The organism is Halomonas sp. ISL-56 (assembly GCF_018612805.1).
Taxonomy (GTDB): domain Bacteria; phylum Pseudomonadota; class Gammaproteobacteria; order Pseudomonadales; family Halomonadaceae; genus Vreelandella.
Genome location: NZ_JAGGRO010000003.1, coordinates 95417 through 116369 on the forward strand (window position 1 = coordinate 95417; position 20953 = coordinate 116369).

Sequence of the window (20953 nt, forward strand, 5' to 3'; positions counted from 1 at the left end):
ATGCCAACGATGGACGACATAACAGCATCTCCCCTCAGCTGGCCACCAGGGAAACCGAGAACTTCAGCGAGTGATCGCAAAAACGGCCGGTTCGGCAAGCGGAATAATAGCGGCTACGGATTGAAAGAGGTCACCGTTGCGGATGGCCGTAACCGCGTTACCTCTGCACTGGATAAGTTCACACGATCGGGCCAAGCGTACCGCGTGCCGCCTGACTCCATCATCATTAGCAGCGACCTAGCGCTACGCAATGACGGCCTTCCGCGTAGTGGCCAGCGCGAACCCAGCGACCCAGGCGCTGCCGTTTACTTCCAGCTAGATGGTCAAAACCAATGCATACCGTGCGATGTGTACCACCGGATCGCCGATAACCTCGCTGCCATCGCTGACTGCATCGAGGCCCTGCGCACACTGGAGCGCCACGACGCCTCGCTAATGCGCGCGGCGTTTACCGGTTTTTCTCAGCTGGCCTCGCCGGAAGCTATGGGGCGTCCACATTGGCGCACCGTTCTTAACACTGACAGCCGGGATATTGCCGATGTGAAGCTGGCCTATCGCCGTGAGCTGCGTATTGCCCATCCTGACCACGGCGGCAGCAGCGAAGCCTTTCATAGAGTGCAAGAGGCATGGAATCAAGCACAAGCCGAACTCAGCTAACCGATTTACCTAGCGCCAAGCGGATCGCCGAGATAGTCCGCAAACAGCGGCTAATACCTGATACGCCCCGCTGGCAATTATCGACACGACTTTTCAAAGACTACCGCCGCCAATGAGCGGTTTTTTTATGCCCGGAGGCTGCACAGTGACTCTTACAAACACCCCGACGACATTCCATATACATATACCTGTTCGAGTCCTTTTGCGCTATGGCGACAAGCGCTTGGGCGATATCGTCACGCACCCCGGGGGCGTAGACGGCGCGCGCAAAGAGTTACGCGAAATGCAGAACCAGGGAATCATTTTCCTGGTATGCGACAGCAAATGCGACAACCGAAAGCCGGACGGCTCCTGTGCTGGGCACCCTGACACCAAAGATAAGGTGGCGTGATTATGGGTAAACCCAGCCCCAACAGCCCAAACGCTCTATGGGCCAAGCACAATTACGAGATAGAGCGCATACCCCGCCGTGGCAGCGGTGGCCACCATCGCATTATTCGCGACCCTGCAGGGCATGTGGTGCTTCAGGACGTTGCTCTCGCTGACGAGCTGAAGTGGATCAACGACAACCTTGAGGCCATCGCCCATGATTGAGCGCAAAGAGGTAAAGCACTTCCACCTGTTCTGCGGGCTAGGTGGTGGTGCTAAAGGTTTTAACCGCGGACACGCCCGCGTGGGCAACATGGAGGCGCGCTTTCGCTGTATTGGCGGCATTGATGTGGATGCCGGTGCCATCGCCGACTTCCAGCGCCTCTCGGGCGCGCCCGGTACCGCAATGGATCTTTTCGACCGCGAGCAGTACCAGGCCTTTCACGACAAGCCGCCGCCCACTGATTGGCGGGAAGCGACCCCGGCAGATATTCAAGCCGCTGCTGGTGGCGAAAGCCCCAACATCATCTTCTTATCAGCACCCTGCAAAGGGTTCAGCGGCCTACTGTCGCAATCGCGCAGCACAACGCCCAAGTATCAGGCGCTTAACAAGCTGACATTGCGCGGCATGTGGCTAGCCCTGGAGGCCTTCGCAGACGACCCGCCAGAGCTGATCATTTTTGAGAACGTGCCGCGCATCGCTAACCGCGGCCGCCCGTTGCTCGACAAAATAACGTCGATGCTTGAGCACTACGGGTACCACGTTGCCGAAACGACCCATGACTGCGGTGAGCTCGGCGGGCTAGCCCAGTCCCGCAAACGTTTCTTGCTGGTGGCCAGGCATGCCGAAAAGGTGCCGCCGTTCTTGTATGAACCGGTAAAACGTCCGCTGCGCGCCGTGGGCGATGTGCTGGGAGACATGCCAATGCCAGGCGATGAGCTCGCAGGCGCAATGCACCGCATCCCTCGCTTGCAATGGAAGACTTGGGTACGCCTCGCCTTTGTTGAAGCCGGTAGCGACTGGCGCTCACTCAACAAGCTGGCGGTCGAGGATGGCTACCTAAGTGAATACCTAATCGTGCCGGAATATCGCTCTGGCTACATGGGCGTGAACCACTGGCACGAGCCTATGGGTACCGTAGCCGGACGCAGCACGCCGACAAACGGCGCGTTTTCAGTGGCTGATCCACGCTTTGAACAATCCGCTAAATGGAAGGATGGCCAAGCTCTCGGCGTTCGCAGATGGGATGGGCCTACCGGTGCAATCACTGGGCAGCAATCGCCCGGGCAAGGCGCGTTTTCAGTGGCTGATCCACGCCGGAAAGGCCCCACGTATGGCAAGTACGCCATCACGTCATGGGATAAATCTACTGGCACCGTTATTTCAGGTAGCACGACTGGCCAAGGCGCTTTTGGTGTTGCCGATCCTCGACCGAACTTAACCCGCAAGAAAGGAGACCACTATCTAACGGCTGGCCATTATGGTGTCGTCCCCTGGCAGTCTGCTTGCGGCGCGGTATCTGCATTCGCAGGTCATGACAACGGCAAATGGTCAGTCGCTGACCCTCGCTTGCCTGAGGCTAACGATAAGGTCGTGGCCGTCATACGCGCCCGGGATGGCACTTGGCACCGCCCTTTTACCACGCTGGAGCTTGCCGCACTGCAAGGCCTAGTTGATCCCGGCGAATACTTTGAGCTTCAAGGTTTAAGCGACAGCGCATGGAGAGAGCGCATTGGAAATGCTGTTCCACCCGATGCCGCCGAAGCGATTGGAGGTGTAATGGGTACCACCCTGTTGCTTGCCTGGAGCGGTGAAACCTTCGCCCTGGGCGCTACGCCCATTTGGGTAAGACAAGTTGCTGCAGGCCTGTCCCTGCAACAGCCCAACAAACCTACTTCAAACGCCGCCCACTGAGGCGGTTTTTTAACATCTGGAGAATCGCCATGTGGTTTAACAATATTCAGCTTTACCGCCTGCACGAACACCAGCTGCTAAGCCCCGAGCAGATGGGCGCGCTACTTGATGAGCACAGCGCAAAGCCGTTAGGCAATGCAGACGCCCGCCGTATTGGTTGGACGCCTCCCGCAGGTCGTTTGGGCGGTGGTCAGTTTATCCATGAGATACAAGGTCATCGACTGATCAGCGCCCTTCGCCAAGAGCGACTACTACCCGCGTCAGTGGTGAAAGAGTTTGTCGATGATGAAGTGGCTGAGATTGAGGCCAATGAAGGCCGAAAGGTGACGCGCAAGGAAAAGACAGCGCTTAAAGAGCGCATCACTGAAGAGCTAATGCCGCGGGCGTTTGTGCGAAGTCAAAAGATTGACCTCTGGTGGGATACCAAGCGCAACCTAATAGGCGTTAACGTCTCAAGCCGGAGCCGGGCTGAAGATGTGCTGGATCTGTTGCGCGAAACACTCGGGAGCCTAAAGGTCACGCCGCTGAGCAGCCAAACACTGCCGATTCGTGCGATGACTACTTGGTTAGGTGACGCTGCTAGCCGACCTGCTGATATGCAGCTAGGCGACAGCTTCGAACTGAAAGCCAAAGGCGATGACGGCGTGGTGCGCGCCCGACAGGTTGACCTTGACAGCGACGAGATGCAGCAGCTCTTAGAAAGCGGACGCCAAGCCAGCAAGATGGCCATCTCACTAGAGGGCCAGCTTTCGTTCGTCATGCACGATGACCTAGCGTTGAAGTCGTTGCGGTTTGGGGATGCGCTGATTGAAGAAGCGGATCACGCTGACGATGGCGACGATGCCCTAGCTCGCCTGGAAACGGATTTTGTGATTATGGCCGGTGCGTTGGGTAAGGCGGTTGATCGCATCATCGAGTGGCTCGGTGGTGAGTCGGCTCGAGAGATGGCATCAGAGTCCAAGGATAAGGATGTATGAAATGCCGCTATACATCATACCCATGCAGGAAGGTGGCTCCATGTTCCTGCATGGGGACTTCGGCAAGCATTGCGCTGACTGCTCACGCCCAGGCGACAATCTTTGTGACTATCCGATAGGTGGTGGCAAGACCTGCGACCGCACTATCTGCGATCACCACGGCCATGTAGTTGGCGATGATATTCACTATTGCGAGACGCATTACCGCGAGTGGCGCGCAAATAATCCAGGCAAGCCAGATTATCAGCTAACACACTATCGCCTGCTTACGTTGCCGCCATTTGCAGCCGTAGCGATGGACTGGCTAAAACAAGGCGTAGATAGGCTGGCTAAGCAGCTCCCGGAAGTACCGCAGCACAGGCTAAGGCATAGTGCGGCCAATCCTATGGGATGCGGCGAAGACCCGGCAAAAAAGCATGCTGCCCCTGATCCGCGAATCAACCTTGAGCAAGGCCTGGCATGGCTGATACATGCAGGCTTGGTCACCAGCCAGCGCCGGAAGCGTCGCGATGACAATATGCCTCGCTGGGTATTCATGCTCACTGAGGATGGTTTGCGTGTCGCCAATGGCGAGACCGTGGAAGCAAAAGCAAACACCGATTAACAGCTGCCACCAGGGCGGTTTTTTTACGACTGGAGAAAAATATGCCAACCGTTTTTGAAGAGCGCGAAGCAGAGCAGCAGCTGCGTGACGAGTGCCGCATACCCGATGATTGGTCAGGCAAGGCAATCACGATAGATATGTTCTTTTTGTCTGATCATAGTCGACTAGCAAGAGATATCACTCAAGCTTACGGCATTGATGACAGCTTTGAAGTTAGTCGCATGATTCGCGAGGCGTGCACCCGCTTATGCGTGCCTGAAGGGCTGCGCATGTTCGAGTTCGTTCCGCCTGCTGGCCATGAAATGGAAGGCTATAGCTTCCTGCTGACTGCCACTAAGCGCGATATGGAAATGGGTATACCTAAATACCTTGGGCGGCTAGATACCGACCAGCTTTATAACGCGCAATCCATTATTGCTGAGTTGATCAAGAAAAAGACTGACGAGCCTAAGCGCGTCGTCTGGCGGGTATGTGATGACTTTATGTGCCTAGGCAATTTCCGCGAAGAGGACTACCTGAAGGCCGTGGAATTTATGGCAGAGAAAGCCAAGCAGAAGTATGCCGATGAGCCAAATGACAAGCTACGGCACAAGCAATTGCAGATCGAGATAAAGCCAGAGCGCGTACCCGAGAGTGAATACGAAAGCTTTTTTGAATAGCCGCCCAAGAGGCGGTTTATTTTGTCTAGGAGAAAGCCATGGGCGAAATGCTAATGAGCCGCGACGAGGCTGCTAAAGAGCTAGCCTGCCACCCCGCCACTGTTTCGCGATGGGTGAAGGACGGCACGCTGCCAGGGCTCAAAATTGGCGGCAAAACTTACGTCAACAAACAGGCTTTGCAAGCCATGATTGCCGGAGATGCACCGGTCAGCCACACTACCGATGCACCCGGCGCGATAACGGGAGGTAAGCCATGCCGTATAAGCGCCCCGACTCACCGTTCTGGTGGGTCTACCTATCCCCGCCGGGAGGCGGCGAGCCAATTAGACGCTCTACTCGGACGATCGATAAGCAAGCTGCGGAAGCGTTAGAGGGGAAATGGAAGGCGCAACTCTACCGCCAATCCTATTGGGACGAAGCCCCAGAACGAAGCTTTGCTGAAGTAGCTGCCGAGTACCTAATAGCCAGTCAGGATAAGCGATCATTGGCCGACATTAAGATGCGCACCGGCAAGCTCTACGACTTTTTTGGTGCCGACAAGGTAATGGGCAAGCTGGAAGGCGCAGACGTTCGCGCCTTTATTGCCTTTCGACAGCGTGAAGGCGTAGGCCCGGCTACGATAAACCGAGAGCTAGCAATACTCGCGGCCATGATCACCCATGCGGTTACGCACTTAGAGTGGCCGCTACCCAACCCTGTGAAGGGTAGGATGCTGAAAGAACCGCCCGGCCGCGTGCGCTGGATCACTCGCAAGGAAGCGGACATGCTGATCGAGAAAGCCAAGACGACCCGCGAAGGCGAGCGCCTGGCCGACTTTATCGAGCTAGCCCTACACACAGGCGCACGCAAAGGAGAATTGCTAAAGCTGGAATGGCGGCGCGTGAATTGGGAGCATGCGCTAATCACCCTGGAACCGGAAGACAGCAAAGCAGGCAAGCGCAGAACGATACCACTGAACGAGTCGGCATTGGCCGCACTTAAACGGCGGCACCGATACGCGCAAACCTACAGCCCTTCCAGCCCTTGGGTATTTTGCAAGCGTGACGGCAGTCGTTATGTTTATCCCAACCCAGTATTTAAGAAGGCGTGTGCGCTGGCGGGCATCAAAGACTTCACCATCCACGACTTGCGGCATACATGCGCAAGCTGGCTAGTGTCGGAGGGGGTGCCGTTGGCAGACGTGAAAGAAGTGTTAGGCCACTCCACCATTAACATGACAGAGCGTTATGCGCACCTGGCGCCACACCGAGCAAGGGACGCGGTGGCTAAGCTTCAATCACGATCTCATCACGTTAAAGAACCGGTGGATAATATCGAGGCGCTACTAGGAAGAAAAAAGAAAGCCTAGAAACGAAAAAAGCCCCGTAAAAACAGGGCTTTAGTATCGAGGTGGCGGAGGGACAGGGATTCGAACCCTGGATAGGCTATTAACCTATGCCGGTTTTCAAGACCGGTGCATTCAACCGCTCTGCCATCCCTCCGGCTTATGGGTGCGTATAGTAACAGCTTTCCCTTGGAAGTCAACGCCTTTTAGTACAAACGTAACCCGACGCGGGTGATTTTACCGCCTTCCATATCGCTAACTACCCAATGGATGCCGTGCCAGTCCACGTCGTCCCCGACGACCGGGTGGCCGCCCACGCGCAGGGCGATAAATTCAGCCAGCGTCATGTTCTGCTCGCCGGGGCTGAGCGTTAGGCCATAGGCCTGGGCAATGTCTTGCATTTGCGCGCTGCCATCCAGGGTAAAGGTACCGAAGAAGGCACGTTCCTGCTTGAGTTTGGCATCGCCATTGAAGAGTCGGTTTAGTGCGTGCAAGTCTTCTGAACGGCCGATCACACAAATCACATCGCCCAGCTTTAAGCGTGTGCTGCCCTTGGGGTGCAGCATGGTGTGGTCACGGAACAGTGCCGATATCAGCGCCCCGGACGGAAAACGCAGCAGCCGAATAGGTACGTCTTCTAAATCCTGATTCTCGACCCCGTACACGAACAGCTCAAAGTCATTTTCCGGCAATATGCCCAGCGGGCCGCGTCGGTTCGGCACAGTGCCTACCGGCACTTCCACCTTCAACCACTTGGCCATCAGCGTCAGCGAGCCGCCCTGAATCAACAGCGACATCAAGACCACCGCAAAGGCAACGTTAAAGTAGAGCGAGGCGTTTTCGACCCCACCGATAACCGGGAAAATCGCTAGCACGATAGGCACCGCCCCTCTCAAGCCCACCCAAGCAATAAAGAAGGTTTCTCGCCAGCGGAATTTAAAGAACGGTTTAATGGTGATCAATACGGCCAGCGGGCGGGCAATAAAGATCAGCGCCAGAGCCACTAAACCCGCGGGCAGCGCCACGTCCCATAACTCACTGGGCGTGACCAGCAGCCCAAGCACGAGGAACAAGCCGATTTGACTTAGCCATGCCAAGCCATCGTGGACAGGCAGAATAAAGTTGAGGTGGCGCCCGGGCTGATTACCAATCATTAAGCCGGCAAGATAAATCGCCAAGAAGCCGCTACCACCCAGCACACTGGTTAAACCGAACACGCTGAACCCAAGCGCCAGCGCCAACATGGCGTAAAGGCCAGGGGCTAAATCGAGCCAGCGTAATAGCTTGGCACTTAGCCAACCGCCCCCAAGGCCAACAATCAAACCAATACCAAACTGGGAAATGAAAAACAGCAGGGTTTGAACAGGGCCGCCAATATCCCCCACTAACAGCTCAACCAGCATCAGGGTCAAGAAAATGGCCATCGGGTCGTTGGTACCAGACTCAATCTCCAACGTCGCCCCTACCCGCTCGTTGAGATTAACGCCGCGCCCGCTAAGCATGGAAAAAACTGCAGCAGCATCGGTGGAACCCACGATGGCACCAACTAGCAGGCCCTGCACTATCGTAAGGTCAAAAACCCACATGGCGATAGCGCCAACAATGGCGCTGGTAATAAAGACCCCAAAGGTGGCCAGAGATAGCGCGGGTTTAAAACCCACCCGGAAGGTTTTGAGGCGGGTACGTAAGCCACCGTCTAACAAAATCATGGCAAGCGCGAGGTGGCCGATGGCAAAGGCCATGGAGTAGTCGTCAAACACGACGCCCAAAACGCCCTCTTCCCCTGCCAGCATGCCTAAGCCAAGGAAGATCAGCAGCAGCGGCACACCCATCATCGACGATAAACGGCTGGCCAGAATACTGAGCGCCATTAGCGAACCGCCTACCAAAAAGAACGTATAAATTGCGTCCATGACTCTCCGTCTCTACATCAATACAGCGCTATTATTGCATGTAACCGTTGAATTTACTGTCTCTTCTCCGCGCCCTCTTATTGTCAAAGGGCTGGTCAGAAGCTTTCCGAGGCGGCTACACTTTGCCGTTACGACCTCTGGAGTTACTGACTATGTTGCGTTGCCTATCACGCTGGTGGCACCCTATTCTATTGAGTCTCATCGTTACCTTGCTATTTTCTAATTCAGTTATTTACGCTAATCAAGAGAGCGAAGAAAGCCCTCAGCAGGAAAGTCCTGAACAAGAGAGTCTTGAACAAGAAAGTCCTGAGCAAGAGGGCCCTGAACAAGAGTCTCCTCAAGAAACAGCACCGCTGACGCTGGACTCAGACGTTGAGGTGCCTGACGCGTTTTGGCGAACCATTGAAAGCGAAAGCGAAGAGGAAGTGCCCACCATGGCGCAGACGCCAGCACCGCCGCTTGAGCCACCGCCAGTTAAACAGTTGACGCTGATGCTGGATTGGTACTTGAGCCCCCAGCATGCGGCCTTGGTGATTGCTAAAGAGCGAGGGCTTTATGCTGTGCAGGGGCTTGAGGTGGACATTCAGTCACCGGCCGATCCTTCCATTGCCATCAAACTGCTAACCGCAGGCGAAGTCGATTTAGCATTAACCCGCCAGCCGCTGCTTCATCTTCAAGTCCATAATGGCGCTCCCATTACCCGGATCGCGACACTAATTGAAACGTCGTTAACGGCGGTGATTGTGACAGGCGAAGAGCAGGCGGAAACAGACAGTACCCTGGCGGGGTTACATTACGGTTATACCACTGGTGAAGGCCGTGATCTGAGCATTCCGCGTTTACTGCCCCGTTCGGTGCAGCAAACCGATGATTTCACGCCACCGATCAACCTGCATTTTGATCCCATTAGGGCAATGCGTGAAGGTCAAATTGACGCCGTCGCCGATGGCTTTTACCACTACCTTCCCCAACAGTTGGCGACTGAGGGTATTAATACTCACGTCATTCGCTTCAATGAGTTAGACATTCCCCGCAATGACGGCTTGGTGGTGCTGGCCAATAGCGACACGCTTGTTCGCCGCGCTGATACCTGGTCTCGCTTTGTGCTTGCCCTTGAGCAGGCGAGCCACTGGATTATCGACAACCCAGACGCCGCTTGGGAGTTGCTGATTCGCGCGCATCCTGTGCTCGACAATGACATTAACGCCAATGCCTGGGAGGATATTCTGCGCCGTATGGCGTTGAGCCCTGCAGCGTTAGATAGCCGACGCTACGCTGGCTTTGAGACCTTCTTACACCAGATGGGCCTGACTGACGCGACATTACCCGTATCGCGTTTAGCGGTAGACCCACACACTTTATGATCACGTATTACTTTATGATCACGTATCAATTGTTGTGTATCCACCACCATGGCGACGCATGAGCGAAACAGCCTTAATTTTTATTGATGTTGAAACCACTGGCACCCGTGCGACGCGGGATCGGATTACCGAAATAGCCGCCCTTAAAGTCATCAACGGCGAGCTGATTGATCGCTGGTCGAGCTTGATCTACCCCGAATGCAAAGTGCCCGCACAAATCACCCAGCTCACCGGTATTCGTGACGACATGCTGGTTGATGCGCCACGCTTTGCGAAGATAGCCGAATCACTTCGCGAATGGCTGGGCGACGGGCAGCTAGTGGCCCACAACGCGCGCTTTGACTACAGCTTTCTGCGTAACGAATTTAAGCGCGCCGGTCAGGATTTTCGTGCGTCGCTAATATGCACGCTGCGTTTATCAAGGCGGATAGCGCCCCTAGAACGCCAACACAATCTAAAAGCACTGCTTAATCGCTACGGCATAACACCTATCCGCCACCACCGTGCAGGAGACGATGTGGATGCGCTGTGGTCACTCTGGCAAGCTTGGCAGGTTGAACACAGCGATGAAGCGTGGCAAAGCCTGCTGGGCGATGAGCGCCGCCACCGTTCGCTGCCTGCCCATCTGTATAGCGCTCAGTTAGAAGGTCTGCCCACCTGCCCCGGCGTTTACCTGTTTTATGGCCACAACCGGCTACCCCTCTATGTGGGTAAAAGCATTAACCTGCGCAGCCGTGTACTGGGGCACTTTCAGCGCGACCACCAAGACGACAAAGAGATGCGCCTTGCCCAGCAGGTGCAGCATATTGAGTGGGAAGAGACCGCTGGCGATTTAGGCGCTCAACTGCGCGAAGCACAGTTGGTTAAAACGTTAATGCCGATTATGAACCGGCAGCTACGCAAGCAGCGCAAGTTAACTAGCTGGCACTGGGGCGAGGCAGCCGACCACCCTGAATTGATTAGCGGCAGCGCTCTCGGCCAGGCGCTGTCCGAGCCTCTAGGCGGCATGCTGTATGGGTTGTTTCGCAGTGCCCTGGAGGCCAAGAACGCGCTGCGCGCCATTGCAGAAGAACAGCAGCTCTGCCCGCGGGTGTTGGGGCTGGAAAAGGGTAAGGGGCGCTGTTTTGCCAATCAGGTAGGTAAGTGCCGTGGGGCATGCAATGGTCAGGAAACAATCGCCGCACATACCCAGCGGGCAAAAGCAGCGCTCAGACAGCTGCAGGTCAATGTGTGGCCCTGGCCAGGCAGTATTGCGATAGAGGAACGCCCTTCTGGCGATGCCAAACCTGCCTGGCACGTTGTCCGTCAATGGTGCTACCTGGGTAGTGCGAAAAGCCTTAAACAGGCGCAAAGCTTGATGGACACCCCGGGTAGCTTTGATGTGGATAGCTACCGCATTTTGAACCGTTTTTTGCGTTCCCCAGAACAGCACGGCCTAACGGTTACTCCGCTCTAATTAGACCGCCTTTCTTTTGCATCTATTGATGCGAGACTCTACTGAGCGTCTACGAACGCCATCACTGCCTGCTGAAAGGCTTCAGGCTGGTCGGCGTGCAGCCAGTGCCCGGCATTTTTAAGCGTTACCACACGGGCGCAGGGCAGCACCTCACGCAGTGCTGGCAGCATGTCGTCAGCCACGTAGTGGGAATCGCTGCCACGTAGCACCAGCGCGGGGCCGTCATAGGGCTGTTGGCCATCCGGCACGCCGATAATATCGCTATAGCCACGCTTGATCTGATCTAAGCCTACTCGTAATGCCATCACGCTATCGTCATTGCGCACCAGGTTGGTGGCTAAGAACAGCCGCGTGGGCCGGAAATCCACATGTTCAGCCAGCAGGTCATCGGCTTCACGGCGGTTTTTGGGCTGCCCTTCACGCACGTTATCTAGCGCGGCAAATACATCGTCATGACCGTGCTCATAAGCCACCGGGGCAATATCCGCCACTATCAGCGACGCCACCCGCTCGGGCGCCAAACGCGCCAAACTGATCGCCACTTTGCCGCCCATGGAGTGGCCCAGCACGTGAGCGCGCTCAATCGAAAGCTTGTCGAGTAGCGCTATGACGTCATCCGCCATGGTGGCGTAACGCATGCCCTCCGCATGGGGAGAGCGGCCATGGTTACGCAGATCCAGCGCAATCACACGGCGGTTGCGCTGCCACACTTTTAAGTGCGAACGCCAATTATCGGCACTTCCCAGCAAGCCGTGGATGACCACCAGCGGAGTGGTATCCGCGGCGGCTTCTTCGGCGGGCATATCGATAAAGTGCAGATCAACGCTGGCAACGTCACTCATGCTAGCTCCTAAGCTTTGCGGTCTGTGGGGTATTTACACCATTAAGCCGTACGCGGTGCGGCGTCGACTTGGCCTGTCCAAACCACCAACCGGCGGGTTAGCCAAGCAAGCAGCAAGCCATACAGCGGTAGGAAAAACAACAGGCTGATGGCGAGCTTGATGGCATAGTCGACGGCGGCGATTTCTACCCAATTGGCAGCCATAAACGGGTCTGGGCTGTTATAGAACGCCGCTGAGAAGAATGCAAAGGTGTCCGCCAGATTACCCAGCACCGTTGAGCAGACAGGCGCCACCCACCATGCCCACTGGCGCAAGCGGTCAAACACCTGAACATCCAGCAACTGGCCAATTACGTAGGCCAAGAAACTGGCTAGGGCAATACGGGCGACAAATAGATTCCACTCCGACAGCGCTTCAATCCCGGCGAAGCTGCCACGGGGAAACACTACCGACACTACATAAGAAACCAGCAACGCAGGAAGCATCACACGCAGAATAATCGAACGCGCGGGCCCTTTACCAAACAGACGAACGGTTAGGTCGGTCGCTAGAAAAATAAACGGGAAGCTGAACGCACCCCAGGTGGTATGGAAGCCAAACAGCGTAAACGGCAGCTGAACAAGATAGTTACTGGCGGCAATAATGCCGATATGAAAAGCCACCATGACCATCAGGCAACGGCGGTGCTGAGCTTCACTCAATGCAAACATGCGGGTAGACCTTTTTTTAATAGCGAAGAGGGGTTAGGGAACCCTCGTTAGATGACTGCAGCGAGCCATAATGGGAGCGGCATTATACGGCTTCTGACGGGTAATGAAAGCTGGGGATAGAAAGCCGCCAACAGCATTGGCGGCTAGTTAGAGCATTCAGTCAAGTGGCTTGGCTTTGTCTGCAGCGCCTACCGAGCGATCGCGCATAGCCGTGTGAACGTCCGCCAAACTGGTAGGATCATCAATCGTGGAGGGAATAGCAAACTCCTTACCGTCGGCAATCGTCCGCAGCAACTTGCGCAAAATCTTACCCGAGCGGGTTTTGGGTAGCCGGTCGACCACTAATACCTGCTTAAAGCAGGCAATCGGGCCAATGTGCTCGCGAACGCGCGCTATCAGTTCGGCCTCCAGCGTTGCTTCATCGCCATCAAAACCATCTTTGGGAATCACCAGGCCGATCGGCAGTTGGCCTTTAAGATCGTCATGAATCCCAATTACCGCACATTCGGCCACCGCAGGATGGGCACCGACCACTTCTTCCATTTCACCGGTGGAGAGCCTATGCCCTGCTACGTTAATCACGTCATCGGTGCGGCCCATAATAAACAGATAGCCCTGCTCATCAAAGTAGCCGCCGTCGCCGGTTAAGTAGTAGCCAGGGAACGCTGCCATATAGGCACTATGAAAACGCTTCTCGTCACGCCATACGCCGGTCAAGCAACCTGGCGGCATGGGCTGTTTGATCACCACACTGCCCTGCTCCAGGGGCTTGGCCTGCTCGCCATCGCGATTGAGCACCTGTACGTTGAAGCCTGGAACGGGGAATGTTGCCGAGCCTGCTTTGGTCGGCGTTGACTCAATGCCCGGCAAATTAGCGGCTATCGGCCAGCCGGTTTCGGTTTGCCACCAGTGGTCGATCACCGGAACGTCTAACAGGTCATCCAGCCAATGAAAGGTAGGTGGGTCTAGGCGCTCACCGGCCACGTAGAGGTGCTTTAGGCTGCTGATATCGTAATTCTGCAGCAGTTTGGCATCAGGATCCTCTTTCTTGATCGCGCGAAACGCTGTGGGTGCGGTGAAAAAGCTCTTCACCTGGTACTCCTCGATCAAGCGCCAGAAGCTGCCCGCATCGGGGGTTTTGACCGGTTTGCCTTCGTACACTACGGTGGTGCAACCCACTAACAAAGGCGCGTAAACAATATACGAGTGCCCAACAACCCAACCCACATCCGAGGCGGTAAAGAACACCTCGCCCGGCTCCATGGCGTAGATCGCCTGCATCGAATAGGCCAGCGCCACCGCGTAGCCGCCCGTATCGCGCATAACGCCCTTGGGCTTTCCGGTGGTACCAGAGGTATACAGGATATACAGCGGGTCGGTGCCTTTAACCGGCACACACTCCGCAAATGGCGCTTTTGCTACCAGCGCTTCCCAGTCGTGATCGCCTGCCCCCAGTTCAGCTCGGTGCGCTTCACGCTGGTAAACCACACAGGCATCCGGCTTATGGGCGCTTAATGCAACGGCTTGGTCTACCATCGGCTTATAGGGCAACACTTTGCCCAACTCGATACCGCAGGAAGCGGCAACCACCACTTTTGGCTCGGCATCTTCAATCCGTGCCGCCAGCTCATGGGGAGCAAAGCCACCAAACACCACCGAGTGAATGGCTCCCAGCCGGGCGCAGGCGTACATGGCCACCAGCGCTTCAGGGATCATCGGCATATAAATCACCACACGATCACCCTTCTTGACGCCTAGCTGCTCCAGCGCCCCCGCGAAATGTGCCACCTTATCGCGGATTTCACGGTAGCTAATGGTTTGCTTGGCCTGTGCTGCAGGCGAGTCCCAGAAAATCGCCGCCTGATCACCGCGCCCATTTTCGACGTGATAATCCAGCGCAGCGTAGCTAAGATTCATTTCACCGTCGCTAAACCAGCGAGCATGCCCTTTCCCAGAGCTCTGCTCATCGAAGCTGAGTATGGTGTTAGGCGGCGTGTACCAGGGAATACGTTTGGCCTGCTCGGCCCAAAACGATTCAGGGTGTTCGATGGAGCGTTGGAAGGTGTGTTGGTAGCGGCTCATGGTGTCCCTATCTTTTTTGTAGTAGCGAGGAAGAAAGATTGTTGACACTGTATAAAGAAAACCGACATTTAACCCTCATACTATGGGCTAAATAGCGACCAAAGCGGTAGACACAACCCTATATTGTCGACAAGACAGTGAGAAACTACCATTGATTAATCGTTAAACAACAGCTTGGACAAAACTCGCTAAATTACTGATCATTGAACAACTTGATCCTCGCGACGCGACGATGCCTCGACCACGTACAACAACGCCTCTAAAACAATGCTTATAAAACGCTGATGTAACAGTGTAGGCAAGGAGATCTTTATGTCTGCTTCTACAAGCGCCGCTACACGCCTGCTTGAACACAACTGTCGCGCTATTGAAGCGGGAACCAACCTGCTCAAAGCGTTGGCCAACGAGAAACGGCTGCAAATACTCTGCCTTCTTGCCGAGAAAGAGCTGTCAGTAACGCAAATTAACCAACAGCTTGCGTTAAGCCAGTCGGCGCTTTCTCAACATTTGGCTATTTTGCGGCGTGATGAACTCGTCGATACACGGAGGGAGTCACAAACGATTTACTACTCCTTAAGCAGTGAAAGCGCCAAGGCCGTGATTGCTACCTTGGCGCATCATTACGCTGCATAACGATTTAGATTTAGGATCAGCGCCGCTGCCACCCAGCGGCGTCGATTAACCCAAGCGCTTTCAGCGCGGCTTTTTCGACGCCTTCAGATATGGCTAATCCCAGTTTACGGCTGACGGTTTTAGGGGCTTCTAATTTCACGGTGAAGACTTGCGCTTCGGCCATACGTTCAACTAGGTAGGCTTCGCTGGTGCCTAGGCTGTCGACAAGTTGTTGGGGCAATGCCTCGCTGCCGTACCAAATCTCCCCCGTTGCGAGAGTTTCGATATCCATGCTGGGGCGCCGTTCTGCCACATAGCTTTTAAACAAGCGGTGAGTATTCTCTAAATCTTCTAAAAACTTTGCTTTGCCCTCATCGGTATTCTCACCCAGCACGGTCAAGGTACGCTTATATTTACCGGCAGTAAGTAGTTCGACATCTATATCATGGCGTTTAAGCAACCGATGAACATTGGGAACCTGCGCCACCACACCGATGGAGCCAATCACCGCAAAGGGCGCGGCCTTAATATGCTGTGCGGTACACGCCATCAAATAACCACCGCTGGCCGCCACTTTGTCGATACATACAGTGGTGGTGAGCCCAGCGGTGCGCAGACGGTCTAACTGAGCGGCGGCCAGCCCGTAGGCATGCACCAGACCACCCGCGGACTCAAGGCGCACCACGACCTCGTCCTGTTTATCGGCAACGTCGATAATAGCGGAGACCTCTTGAGCAAAATGCTCGGTTTGCGAGGCTTTCAGGTCGCCGTGGAAGTCTAGCACCCAAACCCGCGATGCTGGGGCAGCACCCTGCTCCGATTTATGTTCCTTCTGGCGTTTTTTATCTTCGCTGCGAAATAGTTTCAGCAGCTTTTTACGCGCCCCCGGTAAGGTAGCCGCCAGACGTAAACGACGCCCACGGCGGCGGCGCTGATCGTTTAACGGCTCGATAGTAAGCTTCAGGTCACTCTCTTTGTCTTGCTTGGTGCGTGCAATCAGCACTAGACCAATGCCGATCAGCGCCATCACTATGGTGGTTTGCACAACGAAGGTGCCTATCTCTGCTACCCATTCACTCATTGACATTCTCCATTAGAGGAATAATTCCTTTATTGCTGGTGCGTTGTATATGCGTTTGCTGATTATGGCTAGCGTGCTTGATTGGAACGCACGTATGAAATAACCTCGCTTGCCTTAACGACTGTTTATTTTGGTTACGGTGACTAGCTCTAACCCGAACTAATTAAGCTCCATCTACTTAACTGAGAGATATGTTATGTCAAACAACACCCTTGAGAAGCTAAAAGCGCGTTTCAATCCTCAAGCAGCAAAGGGCATGAATGAAATTTTCCAGTTTCACTTTACCGATGCCGGCAGCTACTACTTAAATATTCAAGATGGCACGCTGGACGTACAAGAGGGTGAGCACGATGATCCTTCTGTCAGCTTAAGCCTAACCACAGACACGCTAAAAGGCATTATGAGCGGTGATATCAATGGCATGACGGCGTTTATGACCGGCAAGCTAAAGGCCACCGGCAATGTCATGCTAGCCACTAAGCTGACGAGCTTATTCCCTAGCGAGTAATCGTCCTATCGGCACGCGGCGACGCTTACTCTTCGCGCCAGCGTGCCAAATGGGTTTCGATCAGCTCGCGGGATATCGAGTAAGGTGGCGGCAGAGAGGGCAACTGGCGGGGAGAAAACCACGCCGCGTCACTAATTTCTACTCCATCGATGCGAATGCGCCGGGTAGTGGCTTCAGCGAAATAACCAAACATCAGCGAGTGCGGGAATGGCCACGCCTGACTTTGGTGATAACGCAGTTGATCGATATGCACGCCCACTTCCTCAAACACCTCGCGATGCACCGCCTCTTCCGCTGACTCCCCCGGTTCGATAAAACCGGCTAACGTGGAGTACCGTCCTGGTGGAAAGCGCGGGCTACGGGCCAGCAGCATCGCCTCCCCACTGGTCACCAGGGTAATGATGCACGGGGAAATACGTGGATAGTTGCGGTGACCGCAGGCGTGGCAGTGCATCGCAAATTCCGCGCTCAGCTTGGTAGCTGGCGCGCCACAGCGGCCGCAGAAACGGTGATTTTCCAGCCAGGCACCCACCTGCAGCGCCGTAGAGAGCAGGCTAAACCAGGCGGTGGAGAGCTCGCTCATCCACTGCCGACCATCAATCCAACCGCTTCCGGCCTGGGGTTCAACAAGCAGCGCCACCGGCTCATCATCCCAGTAACACAGCGGCTGCATCTGCTCTGTCCAGGGTTGGTAGGGCTGCAGCGGGGTTAACTCTTCGCTGCCGTTTAACGGTGCGGGCGCCAATAAGCTGCGCGACAGGCGAATTACCCGCCCGGCTTGTTCATGATGGGGAATTTCTCGTCTAAGCATCGCTGGTCGCACCCTCAAACCAATGAAGCTTATGCGCCTCGCATTTGGCCTTATGGGCCGCTTGCTCTGCCTCGGTAGGACGCACCACGCGCAGTTGACCAGGCGTTAGGGATAGACGTTGGATCGACAATCCTTCATTGGAGGTATCCGCCTGCTCCTGTTCCGCTGCAGAGGCCGCATCTAAAGTCAGCGCGGTCTGCCCGCCAGTCATCGCCAGATAGACTTCGGCGAGGATTTCAGAGTCTAACAAGGCGCCGTGCAGCACCCGATGGCCGTTGTCGATATCGTAACGTTTGCACAATGCATCAAGACTGTTGCGCTGGCCGGGGTGCATTTTGCGCGCCATGGTCAGCGTATCGAGTACCCTGCAATGCTCGCTGACTGGGCCTAGTACAGGCGCTTTACGCTGCTGATTCAGCATGCCCAGCTCGTGATCAATAAAACCCACATCGAAGGGGGCGTTATGAATAACCAGCTCAGCGCCTTCAATAAACGCCCAAAACTCATCGGCTATTTTCGCGAACACCGGCTCGTTGGCGACTCTTGCATCGTCAATCCCATGGACAGCGACTACCTCAGCATCGATATGCCGTTCGGGGTTGATGTATTGATGGTAAGTGCGACCAGTGAAGCGTCGGTTGACCATTTCAATAGCACCAATTTCGACTAGGCGGTGGCCATCTTTTGGGTCGATACCCGTAGTTTCAGTATCCAGGATTACCTGACGCATCATGCCCTCCTCTTTGGGTACTCATCAATTTTGATGCTCATCAATCGCTTCGTTGGCCAACGAGTCGGCGCGCTCGTTGCCTGGGTGGCCACTGTGCCCTTTTACCCAGTGCCACTCGACCTGGTGACGCTGGGTCTCTTCGTGCAGGGTTTTCCACAGCTCAGCATTTTTGACCGGCTGCTTGGCAGCGGTTTTCCAGCCGCGCTTGATCCAGTTATGAATCCACTGGGTAATACCCTGGCGAACATACTGGGAGTCAGTCCATAGCGCCACTTCACACGGGGTATTAAGGGTGCGCAGTGCCATGATCGCCGCCATTAGCTCCATGCGGTTATTAGTGGTATCCGCTTCATAACCTTTCAGGGTTTTCTCATGCTGACCACTCGCCAGCACGACACCCCAACCGCCGGGGCCTGGATTGCCCCGGCACGCTCCATCGGTATAAACCGTTACCCGGGGTAGATCTCCGGCCGCCTCTCTAGTCAATCTCTTGATCCCATGGTTTGTGTGAGTCAATGTTTAATGGCTCAGTTTAAATGGCCCACGTTTTTAAAACTCAGTTTTTTAAGGCTCGGACTTTTAAGAATCAGGCTTTTGAGGCTCAGCTTTTTGAGACATAGCTTTTTGAGACTCGGCTTTATGCCTTTTAGTCGGTTCCACTTGAGGCAAATACGCTTGATAAGGCTGGCAGTGGGCAGAGGTGCCTGAGCGGGTAACACCCAACGACGCCGGAGATACCGGTGCCTTCAAGCCAAACTTCAGGCGCTCCACCGGCGCTTGGCGTTGCTGGCGTCGTGCCTGAATCATATAACTTTCGCCCAGCGGCAGGTTATGCCGCCGCCCTAACGATTCCCAATACTCACCACACTTGGCATTCATTCGCCCGCGAAAACAGCAATAGTCTACCCGCTCCACCTCGAAGTCGACAAACGCCAACCAATCGCGCAGGCGGCTTGCAGAGCGCCAGGCACCGCTCCAGGGGAAGGCCTGCTGGCGCTTCCGCAACTGCCGGGCAAGACCGCTCACGCCAATCGGGTTAAAGCCAAACAGCACGATAATGCCGTTATCGGCAGTGACCCGAGCGGCCTCTTGAAGCGCAAAGTGGGCATCGGCCAAATGCTCAAGCCAGTGGTGAATGACCATGACGTCCAAACAGCGATCCGGCAGCGCAAGCTGATCCGGTGGACATATTAAAGTGCTATCGGTATCGGCTAATTGACGTGTAGGCGACCAGCGTATGGGGTGCGCAATAGCCGACATGGTCATCAGTGCTGGCCCCATGCTCATTTCCAGGCTATGGCCGCCCACACGCGATTCCACCACGGGCCCTAAGCAGGCACGCTGGGTTTCCCACAGCGAACGCCCCGCCTCTGTTTGCCAATAAGGCTGGCTACTTTGTAAGCGCTTAGCCAGTGTCGTGGCCGTCGTCGAATTTGACATGAACAGCGCTTCCCTCCACAGTAACTGCTTTTTAACGCCTTTTACGCACCGATTTAGCGCTAATAAGCGCAAAGTTTGATGTATTTTTTCGTAACTTAAAGGATCTCGTCGATGATGAGCGTGACACCGATCCCCGCCCTTAGCGACAACTATATTTGGCTATTAAGACAAGATAACAGTCAAAGCGTTTGCGTGGTGGATCCCGGTGAAGCTGCCCCGGTGATCGAGTTTCTTGAGCGTGAGTCGCTAACCCTAAACTGTATTCTGATTACCCACCATCATCATGATCATACCGGTGGTCTAGCGGAATTAATTAAACGCTACGCCCCTCATGTGATTGGCCCCGCCAATCCTAACATTGAAGGCATTGATGAAACCGTGGGTGACGGCGACGAAGTCCGCATTATGGGCCGTTTGTTTGACGTCATGGAAACACCTGGCCACACGCTGGATCATATCAGCTACTTTACCGCCGGTATTCCTGCACTACTGTTCTGCGGTGACACACTTTTCTGCGCCGGTTGCGGTCGTTTATTCGAAGGGTCGCCGGAGCAAATGTATACCGCGCTGAAAAAATTTGCGGAACTCCCTGAAGATACGCTGGTCTTTGCAGCCCATGAGTACACTCAGGCAAACCTAACGTTTGCTCGTGCTGCGGATCCTGAAAACGAAGACGTCAAACACGCCTTGCAGGAGTGTGAAAAGGCGCGGGCATTGGATCGCCCCACCTTACCCAGCACGATAGGACGCGAGCTGAAAATTAACCCCTACCTTCGTGTGGGCACTGATAGCGTGCGCCAGGCGGCAGGTAACCAGGGTGTTAATAATGATGATCTCGCAACGTTCACCACTCTACGCGAGTGGAAGAACCGTTTTTAAGAACGCTATCGAAACCAAAC

The 20953-nt window shown here is 55.1% G+C and carries 23 protein-coding genes and 1 tRNA gene; 14 read left to right on the forward strand and 10 right to left on the reverse strand.

Annotated elements, in window-relative coordinates; all coding sequences use genetic code 11:
- Positions 1-9 precede the first annotated feature (9 nt).
- The 9 genes from J7J49_RS01570 to J7J49_RS01610 all read left to right on the forward strand — a co-directional run bounded on the left by J7J49_RS01570 (position 10) and on the right by J7J49_RS01610 (position 6529).
- Positions 10-657, forward strand: coding sequence for a hypothetical protein (locus J7J49_RS01570; protein ID WP_215089713.1), 648 nt, complete (start codon positions 10-12; stop codon positions 655-657).
- Between the two features lie 145 nt (positions 658-802).
- Positions 803-1048 (forward strand): hypothetical protein, encoded by a 246-nt coding sequence (locus J7J49_RS01575; RefSeq protein ID WP_215089715.1) that lies wholly within the window; start codon positions 803-805, stop codon positions 1046-1048.
- Between the two features lie 2 nt (positions 1049-1050).
- Positions 1051-1251: a hypothetical protein gene (locus J7J49_RS01580; protein WP_215089717.1), complete on the forward strand. Its 201-nt coding sequence runs from the start codon at positions 1051-1053 to the stop codon at positions 1249-1251.
- A complete protein-coding gene (locus J7J49_RS01585) occupies positions 1244-2941 on the forward strand; it encodes a DNA cytosine methyltransferase (RefSeq protein WP_215089719.1) in 1698 nt (565 codons plus the stop codon). Before J7J49_RS01580 ends, J7J49_RS01585 begins: the two co-directional genes overlap by 8 nt.
- 29 nt (positions 2942-2970) lie before the next feature.
- Positions 2971-3918: a recombination-associated protein RdgC gene (locus tag J7J49_RS01590; RefSeq protein WP_215089721.1), complete on the forward strand. Its 948-nt coding sequence runs from the start codon at positions 2971-2973 to the stop codon at positions 3916-3918.
- A gap of 1 nt (position 3919) precedes the next feature.
- A complete protein-coding gene (locus J7J49_RS01595; protein ID WP_215089723.1) occupies positions 3920-4522 on the forward strand; it encodes a hypothetical protein in 603 nt (200 codons plus the stop codon).
- Positions 4523-4563: 41 nt separating this feature from the next.
- Positions 4564-5181, forward strand: a complete 618-nt coding sequence (locus J7J49_RS01600; RefSeq protein WP_215089725.1) for a hypothetical protein — start codon at positions 4564-4566, stop codon at positions 5179-5181.
- Positions 5182-5219: 38 nt separating this feature from the next.
- Positions 5220-5552 carry a helix-turn-helix domain-containing protein gene (locus tag J7J49_RS01605; RefSeq protein ID WP_215089727.1) on the forward strand — a complete coding sequence of 111 codons (333 nt, stop codon included), beginning with the start codon at positions 5220-5222 and terminating at the stop codon, positions 5550-5552.
- Positions 5435-6529 (forward strand): tyrosine-type recombinase/integrase, encoded by a 1095-nt coding sequence (locus tag J7J49_RS01610; RefSeq protein ID WP_215089729.1) that lies wholly within the window; start codon positions 5435-5437, stop codon positions 6527-6529. Before J7J49_RS01605 ends, J7J49_RS01610 begins: the two co-directional genes overlap by 118 nt.
- Positions 6530-6571: 42 nt before the next feature.
- Here J7J49_RS01610 and J7J49_RS01615 read toward each other — a convergent pair.
- A tRNA-Ser gene (locus J7J49_RS01615) sits at positions 6572-6662 on the reverse strand.
- Between the two features lie 49 nt (positions 6663-6711).
- Positions 6712-8418, reverse strand: coding sequence for a potassium/proton antiporter (locus J7J49_RS01620; RefSeq protein WP_064232710.1), 1707 nt, complete (start codon positions 8416-8418; stop codon positions 6712-6714).
- 152 nt (positions 8419-8570) lie between these two features.
- On the opposite strand from J7J49_RS01620, the gene J7J49_RS01625 reads away from it, so the two are divergent.
- Entirely contained in the window at positions 8571-9782 is a 1212-nt protein-coding gene (locus tag J7J49_RS01625; RefSeq protein WP_215089731.1) for an ABC transporter substrate-binding protein, read from the forward strand.
- A 58-nt stretch (positions 9783-9840) separates the two neighbouring features.
- Entirely contained in the window at positions 9841-11238 is a 1398-nt protein-coding gene (locus J7J49_RS01630) for a 3'-5' exonuclease family protein (RefSeq protein WP_215089733.1), read from the forward strand.
- 38 nt (positions 11239-11276) lie between these two features.
- Here J7J49_RS01630 and J7J49_RS01635 read toward each other — a convergent pair whose 3' ends face one another.
- The 3 genes from J7J49_RS01635 to J7J49_RS01645 form a co-directional block, all read right to left on the reverse strand.
- Entirely contained in the window at positions 11277-12080 is an 804-nt protein-coding gene (locus tag J7J49_RS01635) for an alpha/beta fold hydrolase (protein ID WP_215089735.1), read from the reverse strand.
- Positions 12081-12121: 41 nt separating this feature from the next.
- Complete coding sequence (locus J7J49_RS01640; protein ID WP_007114295.1) at positions 12122-12790, reverse strand: 7-cyano-7-deazaguanine/7-aminomethyl-7-deazaguanine transporter; 669 nt, start codon at positions 12788-12790, stop codon at positions 12122-12124.
- A gap of 156 nt (positions 12791-12946) precedes the next feature.
- Complete coding sequence (locus J7J49_RS01645; RefSeq protein ID WP_353048321.1) at positions 12947-14920, reverse strand: propionyl-CoA synthetase; 1974 nt, start codon at positions 14918-14920, stop codon at positions 12947-12949.
- Positions 14921-15184: 264 nt separating this feature from the next.
- Here J7J49_RS01645 and J7J49_RS01650 point away from each other — a divergent pair, with 264 nt between their 5' ends.
- Positions 15185-15505 (forward strand): ArsR/SmtB family transcription factor, encoded by a 321-nt coding sequence (locus J7J49_RS01650; protein ID WP_008956925.1) that lies wholly within the window; start codon positions 15185-15187, stop codon positions 15503-15505.
- A 16-nt stretch (positions 15506-15521) separates the two neighbouring features.
- Here J7J49_RS01650 and sohB read toward each other — a convergent pair whose 3' ends face one another.
- Complete coding sequence (gene sohB / locus J7J49_RS01655; RefSeq protein WP_215089739.1) at positions 15522-16565, reverse strand: protease SohB; 1044 nt, start codon at positions 16563-16565, stop codon at positions 15522-15524.
- A 196-nt stretch (positions 16566-16761) separates the two neighbouring features.
- Between sohB and J7J49_RS01660 the strand changes: the two genes are divergently transcribed.
- Positions 16762-17073, forward strand: coding sequence for an SCP2 sterol-binding domain-containing protein (locus J7J49_RS01660; RefSeq protein ID WP_215089741.1), 312 nt, complete (start codon positions 16762-16764; stop codon positions 17071-17073).
- Between the two features lie 25 nt (positions 17074-17098).
- Here J7J49_RS01660 and nudC read toward each other — a convergent pair whose 3' ends face one another.
- The 4 genes from nudC to J7J49_RS01680 all read right to left on the reverse strand — a co-directional run bounded on the left by nudC (position 17099) and on the right by J7J49_RS01680 (position 20054).
- The gene (gene nudC, locus J7J49_RS01665) at positions 17099-17884 is read right to left on the reverse strand and encodes an NAD(+) diphosphatase (RefSeq protein ID WP_040481260.1); all 786 of its coding nucleotides are present in this window, start codon (positions 17882-17884) and stop codon (positions 17099-17101) included.
- Complete coding sequence (dnaQ, locus tag J7J49_RS01670; protein ID WP_215089841.1) at positions 17877-18614, reverse strand: DNA polymerase III subunit epsilon; 738 nt, start codon at positions 18612-18614, stop codon at positions 17877-17879. Before dnaQ ends, nudC begins: the two co-directional genes overlap by 8 nt.
- A 24-nt stretch (positions 18615-18638) precedes the next feature.
- Positions 18639-19100, reverse strand: a complete 462-nt coding sequence (gene rnhA, locus J7J49_RS01675) for a ribonuclease HI (RefSeq protein ID WP_064232691.1) — start codon at positions 19098-19100, stop codon at positions 18639-18641.
- Between the two features lie 93 nt (positions 19101-19193).
- Positions 19194-20054, reverse strand: coding sequence for a class I SAM-dependent methyltransferase (locus tag J7J49_RS01680; protein ID WP_251048090.1), 861 nt, complete (start codon positions 20052-20054; stop codon positions 19194-19196).
- 111 nt (positions 20055-20165) lie between these two features.
- Here J7J49_RS01680 and gloB point away from each other — a divergent pair, with 111 nt between their 5' ends.
- A complete protein-coding gene (gloB, locus tag J7J49_RS01685; RefSeq protein WP_215089743.1) occupies positions 20166-20933 on the forward strand; it encodes a hydroxyacylglutathione hydrolase in 768 nt (255 codons plus the stop codon).
- The last annotated feature ends 20 nt before the right edge of the window (positions 20934-20953 follow it).